The organism is Paenibacillus sp. sgz302114 (assembly GCF_056120345.1).
Map to the genome: position 1 here is coordinate 470,483 of NZ_JBVYOI010000005.1, position 7,361 is coordinate 477,843.

Sequence of the window (7,361 nt, forward strand, 5' to 3'; positions counted from 1 at the left end):
TGAATAATGGAGATAGAATTGACTTTTCACTTACTGGTAAGTTAGTAGGGTTCCATGACAGAAAAACACAAATCATTAACCTGGCGCTAAAACTTATCCAAGAAAAAGGTTACGTTGCAATAAGTTATGATGATCTTGCTAAACTCAGGTGAGCCCCAATCTCTCGGCTGACCAAGCGGGAACTATGGCGCAAGGGCTAGCAGAGCGCGTCACGTCCGACGTACAGACGTCGAACAAGGTCGACGGCATGCAGAACCAGATGATTCCGATGATGCTCCGTCAATATCGTATCCCGGCAGTTCGGAAGATGGAATGCATTCGGTGCCAGAGTGTTCCTCAACGTTATCGCTGCCGTACTCATTGGACTCGCAAGTACGACGATGATTCATTTGCTCGGGGGACAGTCGTACTGCTTACGTTCATGTTCTTCGCCCAAATGTTCCTTATTGTGCTCGGTAATATCGGCATATTTCTAAACATGATCATGCTTTCGACGCAGCTTGCCTCTTCCGGTGCAATTGTGCCGCGAGAGTCGCTGAATTCTTTTTATAGTCGGGTACATACTTCCAAGATTGTCATAATCGCGATGCTCTCAGGCCTTTTCCTTGCAACATCCGTTCATGCCGACACCCAAAAAGTGATGGGGCACATGCGTCAATTGAGCACAGAGGATGCGGCGAAAGCCTTGAAGACATTGAACAGCTTTTATAAACCCGCTTTGGTTGGCCAATTCCCCGGTTCGGTAAATGGACTGAAAATTGGAGTCAGCAGCCGAAAAGATGTCATTGGTAAGATTGGCCAGCCTAATAAGCTGAGATCGAATGCGGATGCATTTGATTTGTATCAAGCGGAGATGGGGCACCCAGGTTACGCCATCGCATATAAGTTCAACAAGGTTCGGGAAATCCGCTACTTCGGGACTAGCCTGTCCCTCTTTCAGGGGATTAAAGATGTGAATTAATATGAGTTGACATTAACATAAAAATATATTATCTTTAATTTAAGATAATTAATTCTAAAATAAATTAGGGGGGTGATTGCAGTGTCATTCCAAATCGATGACGAGCAGGCGGTTTCGCTTAAAGCATTCGTTGTTCTTTCCAAAGCTTATAGAACAGTTATGGATCGAGCAATAAAAGATATGAAGCAATACGAGCTGTCATCTTCTGAATTTACGATTCTTGAAGTGCTGTACACGAAGGGGCGGATTCCCCTACAGCAAATTGGCGAGAAGATCCTAGTCACCAGCGGAAGCATCACTTATAACATCGATAAGCTGGAGAAAAAAGGGCTTCTCAAGCGGGTCCCATGTGAAGAAGATCGAAGAGTCATCTTTGCGGAAATTACAACAGCTGGGAGCGACTTGTTTGGTGACATTTTTCCCAAGCATGCTGCTTCCATACATTTGATGTCACAAAGTTTATCCCATGAAGAAAAGTTGACCCTCATTGAGCTCCTGAAGAAATTAGGAAAAGGCGTAGAAAGTTAGCAGCTTCAAGAATCGCCTTTTTTTATCAAGTATCTTAAATTAAAGAATATTAAAACCAAAATAAATGGAGGTAGATGAAAATGATAGCATTAGCATTGTTAATGATTCGCGTAGTGATTGGATTGTTGTTTATTGGACACGGTGCACAGAAATTATTTGGTTGGTTTGGCGGTTATGGTCTGAAAGGAACAGGAGGATGGATGGAATCGATCGGCATGAGACCGGGCGTACTGATGGCTGTTGCGGCAGGGCTTATGGAATTAGTCGGAGGCGCATTCTTCGCAGCAGGATTATTCACTCCACTGGCAGCGGCACTTATTGCCTTAACAATGCTGGGAGCCATCGTTAAAGTGCATGGCAAGAACGGGCTTTGGGTAACGGCTAACGGTTATGAATACCCGCTTGTCGTTCTCGTTGTTGTGATCGGTGTATCTTTTGCCGGTGCAGGCGCATACTCGCTAGATGCACTGATTAACTAAACGAAATCGCCTCATTATTTTCGAGAAAATGACGGAATACTAACAGAAATAGCTCAGATCGTGAACTTACTAAAATTATTTCTATAGGAGTGATTATCTATGTCAATGCAAACTGCTGGTATTCACCATATTACTGCCTTTGCAAGAGATCCGCAGGCAAATGTCGATTTCTACGCAGGTACACTGGGCCTTCGCCTTGTGAAAAAGACGATTAACTTCGACGCTCCTGATGTATATCATTTATATTTCGGTGACAAGGCTGGTACACCGGGCACCATCATCACGTTCTTCCCATGGCCGAATTCCCGCAAGGGAAAGGTTGGCGGCGGGCAAGTGGGGATTACCACTTATGTCGTTCCTGTTGGTGCGCTCAGTTTCTGGGAAGCTCGTTTGAGAGGCTTCGGGATTGAAACAAAGAAGGTGACTCGTTTCTCTGAGGAATATCTCCAGTTCTCTGATAACGAGGGGCTGCAGCTTGAAATCGTGGAGCGTGTTGCAGGAACGCACAATGAATGGTCCTTTGGCGGAATTCCTACCGATAAAGCGATTAAAGGCTTTGGAGGTGCCGTGCTGTTTAGTACCAAATCGGCGCAAACGAGACACGCCCTTGAGCATATTTTGGGCATGAAGCAAATCGGTGAGGATCAAGGATATGCGCGTTATCAAACATCTGCAGATATCGGAAACATCATCGATGTGCCGGTAGCCGATATGGAGTGGGGAGCAGGTGGGGCAGGCACAGTGCACCATATTGCTTGGAGAGCGAAGGATTTCGAAGAACATGCGCAGTGGCAAACTGAAGTATTGAATTTCGGTTATCAGCCGACTCAAATTATTGACCGACAATACTTCAACGCGATCTATTTCCGGGAAGCCGGCGGCATTCTGTTCGAGATCGCTACGGATCCACCGGGATTTGCTAATGATGAGGCTGCCGATGCTCTGGGTGAGAAATTGATGCTGCCATCTTGGTTTGAATCTAAACGTGAGCAGATTGAAGCAAATCTACATCCGATTCAAGTACGTGAGTTGGAGGTTGGTAAGTAATGAGACATATTTTCGAACAAGGTTCATCACCAAACGCTGCAACCTTAGTGCTAATGCACGGTACGGGCGGAACGGAGAGAGACTTGATTTCGCTTGGGAAAAGGATCTCTCCCGATTCTTCCTTGCTAAGCATTCGCGGTAACATCTTGGAGAATGGGATGCCACGTTTCTTCCGACGTTTGGCGGAAGGCATCTTCGATGAAGAGGATCTTGTATTCCGTACAAAAGAGCTTTACGATTTCCTGGATGAAGCTGCAGCTCAGTATGGTATAGACCGCAGCACCTTCGTGGCTGTCGGGTACTCGAATGGTGCTAACATCGCCGGAAGTCTTCTGTTCCATTATCGGGATGCTTTCAAAGGTGCCATCTTACATCATCCAATGGTTCCGCTTCGCGGAAAAGAGCTGCCCGATTTATCTGGTACTCCGATATTCATCGGTGCCGGTACGAACGACCCGATCTGTTCGCCAAGTGAAACAGAAGAATTGCAGCAACTGCTTGGAGAAGCTGGTGCCGATGTTTCCGTTCATTGGGAGAATTACGGTCACCAACTCACCGCTTCCGAGGTCGAAGCGGCCACGAAGTGGTTTCAAGAACATGTTGCAAATTCATAAATAATGCTCAAAGTGAGGGAGAATATGATCTCTATAGATCCGGCAGCTCAAGGTGATCGAGATAATTATAAGCTCCTTATCGGTAGTATCGTTCCGCGTCCCATCGCTTTCGTAACTACACTTTCGCAGCAAGAAGTATTAAACGGAGCACCGTTCAGTTATTTCTCAATCGTCTCTAGCAACCCACCGCTGTTATCGGTAGCTGTTCAGCGTAAAGATGGCGAGATGAAGGACACAGCACGAAATGCGATTGCAAACGGCGAGCTTGTTATTCATATCGTGGATGAGTCTAATGTCGAGGCCATTAATCAAACTGCAGCGAGTTTACCTCCTGATGATAGCGAAGTGGCATTAGCAAGGCTCACGCCAATTGATAGTGAAGCAGTGAAAGTTCCGGGGATTGTAGAGTCCAAGATCAGAATGGAATGTGTGCTGGAACAGGCGTTAGAGCTTGGTGGAGCAGGTGGAACACCGGGGTGCGATCTGTTAATCGCGCGTGTGGTTCGATTTCATATCTCGGAAGAGATTCTAGAGGATGGGAGAATCGATGCGAAGAAGCTGGAACCTGTCAGCCGGATGGCGGGAAATTTCTATTCAACCCTGGGCAGCGTATTTTCCATCGAACGTCCGCAATAACGGAGTTGGTCATTATGCTGCACATACTTAACAGAATTAATGAGCTTTCCAGAAAAAGAGAGAGAAAGATGCTTAACGGCATCTGAGAAACAAAACAAGAAGAGTTGCGTGGAACAGGCTAGAAGAGCAGCATATTAATTTAGTTTCAATCTTCATTTAATAAGAGGAAGCAGCGAATGCGAATCGCTGCTTCCTCTTTTACCAATGGACGAGCAGAAGATCTACGTCGCCAATTCAAACGGCCGACCACTGCTACGGATGCACCTTGATGTCACGCGTGTTCGACCTTGACGAGCTTTTGATGCGGTTATTTACAAGGGGCGGATTATCGTATCTTCCACCTTTTCTGACAAAACATCTCATAAAGATCGGTCATGGTATAACAAACTTCTCAGCTCCAATTCAGTACAATGAATCCTGGATTGAAAATTGAAACCAAAGGAGTTTGTTTTCCAAACTATGATGAAGCATGATAGGGTTACAAATGCAACGATGAATGTAACTGTTTCTTTTCTCGTTACCGCCAAAAGCAAATCGCATGCCTTGGAGATAGCTGATTTCCAATTGAACAAGGAAAACATTAAACTTGATCGGGTCCAGCTAGTGAATCATAAGGGCTTAAAAAAATGGCTTAAAGTTGAACAAGTGGAATCAATCCGTTGGTCGACTTCTAAACCATCAGGATACAGTCATCAATTTAATGTACTCGGTAATATTCGACTCGTTCTTTGCATCGATGCTCAGGAGGACAACACGGAGGAATACCTCTGGAAAAATGCTTATCGACTTCCTAAGTCGATCCTTCAAGATAAAACGGTCTGGGTAATTCCCACAGCTTACGAAACGGTATTCATGCAAGTCTTGAACCAATCACTAGAGTGGAGCTTAGAGAGCTTAGCTTTCTTTACATCAAAAGCCTTGCTAGTCCAATCACGGTGATTACGCCCACGCTTCGGTGTCCCCTTTCTCAGCTGCATGATCTGCCTAATTTCCCCGAACGGACATGACGTAACTCCAAAAGAACCTAGAAATCTGCTTTGAGAATGTCCCCGAAGATAAATGTTAGCTGAGGCGTCGATCAGAACGAAGCAGGAAACTGAGGAGTATCCGTAAGCGTGACTTAGTTATCATATAACGATTAATATCGTTTTATATTGAACTATCGGAGAACAATAGTTGAACTGAGCAGATCACAACGGTGGTCTGCTTTTTCATTGAAGTAACGGGGCAGTTATGCACATAAATACAAGATTTTCTTCAAATACTCCATTATCCGCATACCTATTTAACGGTAAACTGACCTAGAGGAAGAAAATTGTATCCTAGAGACAAACTCCGATGAAAGCTGGTAGTGAGATGAGTATACGTTACGCTTCGAATATTGAGGTTTATCACTAAGGAGGTACTTCAAGAGTTATTTCTTTCGGTAAAGTGGGAATCAGGAAACCATCCAAACGAACTTATACAAGCGATTAAAGGATCGCATTCGATTGTTGTGGCTTGGGATGGAGATAAGCTCGTCGGTCTAGTAAATGCTCTGTCCGATGGTGTTTTAACAGTATATTTTCATTATATGCTAATCAATCCGAGTTATCAGGGTGAAGGAATAGGTAAGAAAATGATGGATATTATGCTTGATAGATATAAAGGATGCAAAACGAAAGTACTAATTTCTTATCAGAGTGCAGTCGATTTTTATCATAAATGTGGCTTTTCCAAAGAGGATGGGGCCACGCCTATGTTTATTTCAGAGTTGGTTTAATTCAACTAACGGGACACGATAGCTGAATAACAGATTATGTTATGGGAGAGAAAACGTCTTTCCTATCAATGGTTTCCGCATAAATCCAGAATCAGATACAACTGGTTGGTACATATGGGCAGGTGAAGCCCTGATTTTTTTATTTCATTACACGTAGAACACATTGATGAATGGAGCCCATATATTAAAAATATCTGGGATTATCACCCGGTTGGAGATTTTTAATTACGAATGATTATGAGGATGTTTGGTATGACCCGACATTAATAGAAGATTGAGTGTTGAACTAACGGATACGATAGTTCAAACCACCACCTTTACGCGAGGTGGTTTTTTTGTTCAAAAATAATCGCTAAGGACATCGACTAAATTAGCATTCTTTCAACAGGTTAATTCGACAATCTTTTTCTGTTTCTATTCTTATAATGTAGTTAGGCTATTAGGCTTGATTTCCACTTCTCTATTACTTCATACAGAATGGGAGATGATATCTTGGAAGAGCAGCTCATAAAAAGATTACAATTACTAAACCGACAGGATGAATTGAGATCAAGATTGCTAATCGAAGGCTTGAAACGTATGTTACAACGTAACAAGAATCTAAGTTGGTATAAACGCTATGCTAAACATAAGAAGATTACTATTCCTGCAGGATGGAATTGATATAAAAGGCAGTTGATGCAGTATAGTCAGCTGTAAAACCTATATAGCGGGTTATTTTTTTGGATGGTGTCCGTTCGTCGTGAAGGGAGGGAGAATTATCGACAACAGGGGAGACGTAAGAACACTAAACCAATTATTCGAGATATTCATTATTACCTTTATGCTTGCGTTCCTTGCTTTGTTTGTCAGCATAAAAGTCTATGGGGTAGATTACAGTCGTATTTTTTCGTCGAACGGGAAGGTGCAAGAAACCAACCGAGTGCAAGATGACGGTATAAATGGTGTTCATATGGACGACGAAATAACGGTTCAATCGGTGAATTAGCAATAATCCACCTAAGATAAGAGCGTTCCCTTAATGCGGAATGCTTTTTTTGTTGTTTTGGTTAGTCCTCTCTATATATTCAACGGCCTAGCCTCATGAAGCGCTGAGCGATGAAGGCCTCATATAGTTAACGGATACGGATAGCTTTACAAAGAACAGGCTGCGGGAAATAGGCAGCGATCACTCAGATCTGCTGATTTTGTTCAGCTAAACCAGCTAATATCTTGTCAACATTTTTCATTAGAAGCTCGAAAAATTACTGCTATACTAGAATCTGAGCAAGATAAAGAACCCTCCGAAAGTAATTTGGAAGGTTTTTCTTGTGTTGGTTGCTTAGTCCAAATTC

8 protein-coding genes and 1 pseudogene are annotated in these 7,361 nt (G+C 43.4%); all 9 read left to right on the forward strand.

The window, feature by feature from the left end; translation table 11 throughout:
• Window positions 1-184: 184 nt before the first annotated feature.
• A complete protein-coding gene (locus tag AC0LWF_RS16485) occupies window positions 185-961 on the forward strand; it encodes a hypothetical protein (RefSeq protein WP_474652615.1) in 777 nt (258 codons plus the stop codon).
• Window positions 962-1,036: 75 nt separating this feature from the next.
• Window positions 1,037-1,489: a MarR family winged helix-turn-helix transcriptional regulator gene (locus tag AC0LWF_RS16490; RefSeq protein WP_474652646.1), complete on the forward strand. Its 453-nt coding sequence runs from the start codon at window positions 1,037-1,039 to the stop codon at window positions 1,487-1,489.
• Window positions 1,490-1,569: 80 nt separating this feature from the next.
• A complete protein-coding gene (locus AC0LWF_RS16495) occupies window positions 1,570-1,968 on the forward strand; it encodes a DoxX family protein (RefSeq protein WP_474652616.1) in 399 nt (132 codons plus the stop codon).
• A gap of 99 nt (window positions 1,969-2,067) precedes the next feature.
• A complete protein-coding gene (locus tag AC0LWF_RS16500) occupies window positions 2,068-3,015 on the forward strand; it encodes a ring-cleaving dioxygenase (protein WP_474652617.1) in 948 nt (315 codons plus the stop codon).
• Complete coding sequence (locus tag AC0LWF_RS16505) at window positions 3,015-3,629, forward strand: alpha/beta hydrolase (RefSeq protein ID WP_474652618.1); 615 nt, start codon at window positions 3,015-3,017, stop codon at window positions 3,627-3,629. The genes AC0LWF_RS16500 and AC0LWF_RS16505 overlap by 1 nt, the downstream gene beginning before the upstream one ends.
• Before the next feature lie 24 nt (window positions 3,630-3,653).
• Complete coding sequence (locus AC0LWF_RS16510; RefSeq protein WP_474652619.1) at window positions 3,654-4,265, forward strand: flavin reductase family protein; 612 nt, start codon at window positions 3,654-3,656, stop codon at window positions 4,263-4,265.
• A gap of 459 nt (window positions 4,266-4,724) precedes the next feature.
• Complete coding sequence (locus AC0LWF_RS16515; RefSeq protein WP_474652620.1) at window positions 4,725-5,204, forward strand: hypothetical protein; 480 nt, start codon at window positions 4,725-4,727, stop codon at window positions 5,202-5,204.
• A gap of 556 nt (window positions 5,205-5,760) precedes the next feature.
• Window positions 5,761-6,027 (forward strand): GNAT family N-acetyltransferase, encoded by a 267-nt coding sequence (locus AC0LWF_RS16520; protein WP_474652621.1) that lies wholly within the window; start codon window positions 5,761-5,763, stop codon window positions 6,025-6,027.
• A gap of 46 nt (window positions 6,028-6,073) precedes the next feature.
• Window positions 6,074-6,302 (forward strand): annotated as a pseudogene (locus AC0LWF_RS16525) (immunity protein Imm33 domain-containing protein); the annotation flags it as partial.
• Window positions 6,303-7,361 lie beyond the last annotated feature (1,059 nt).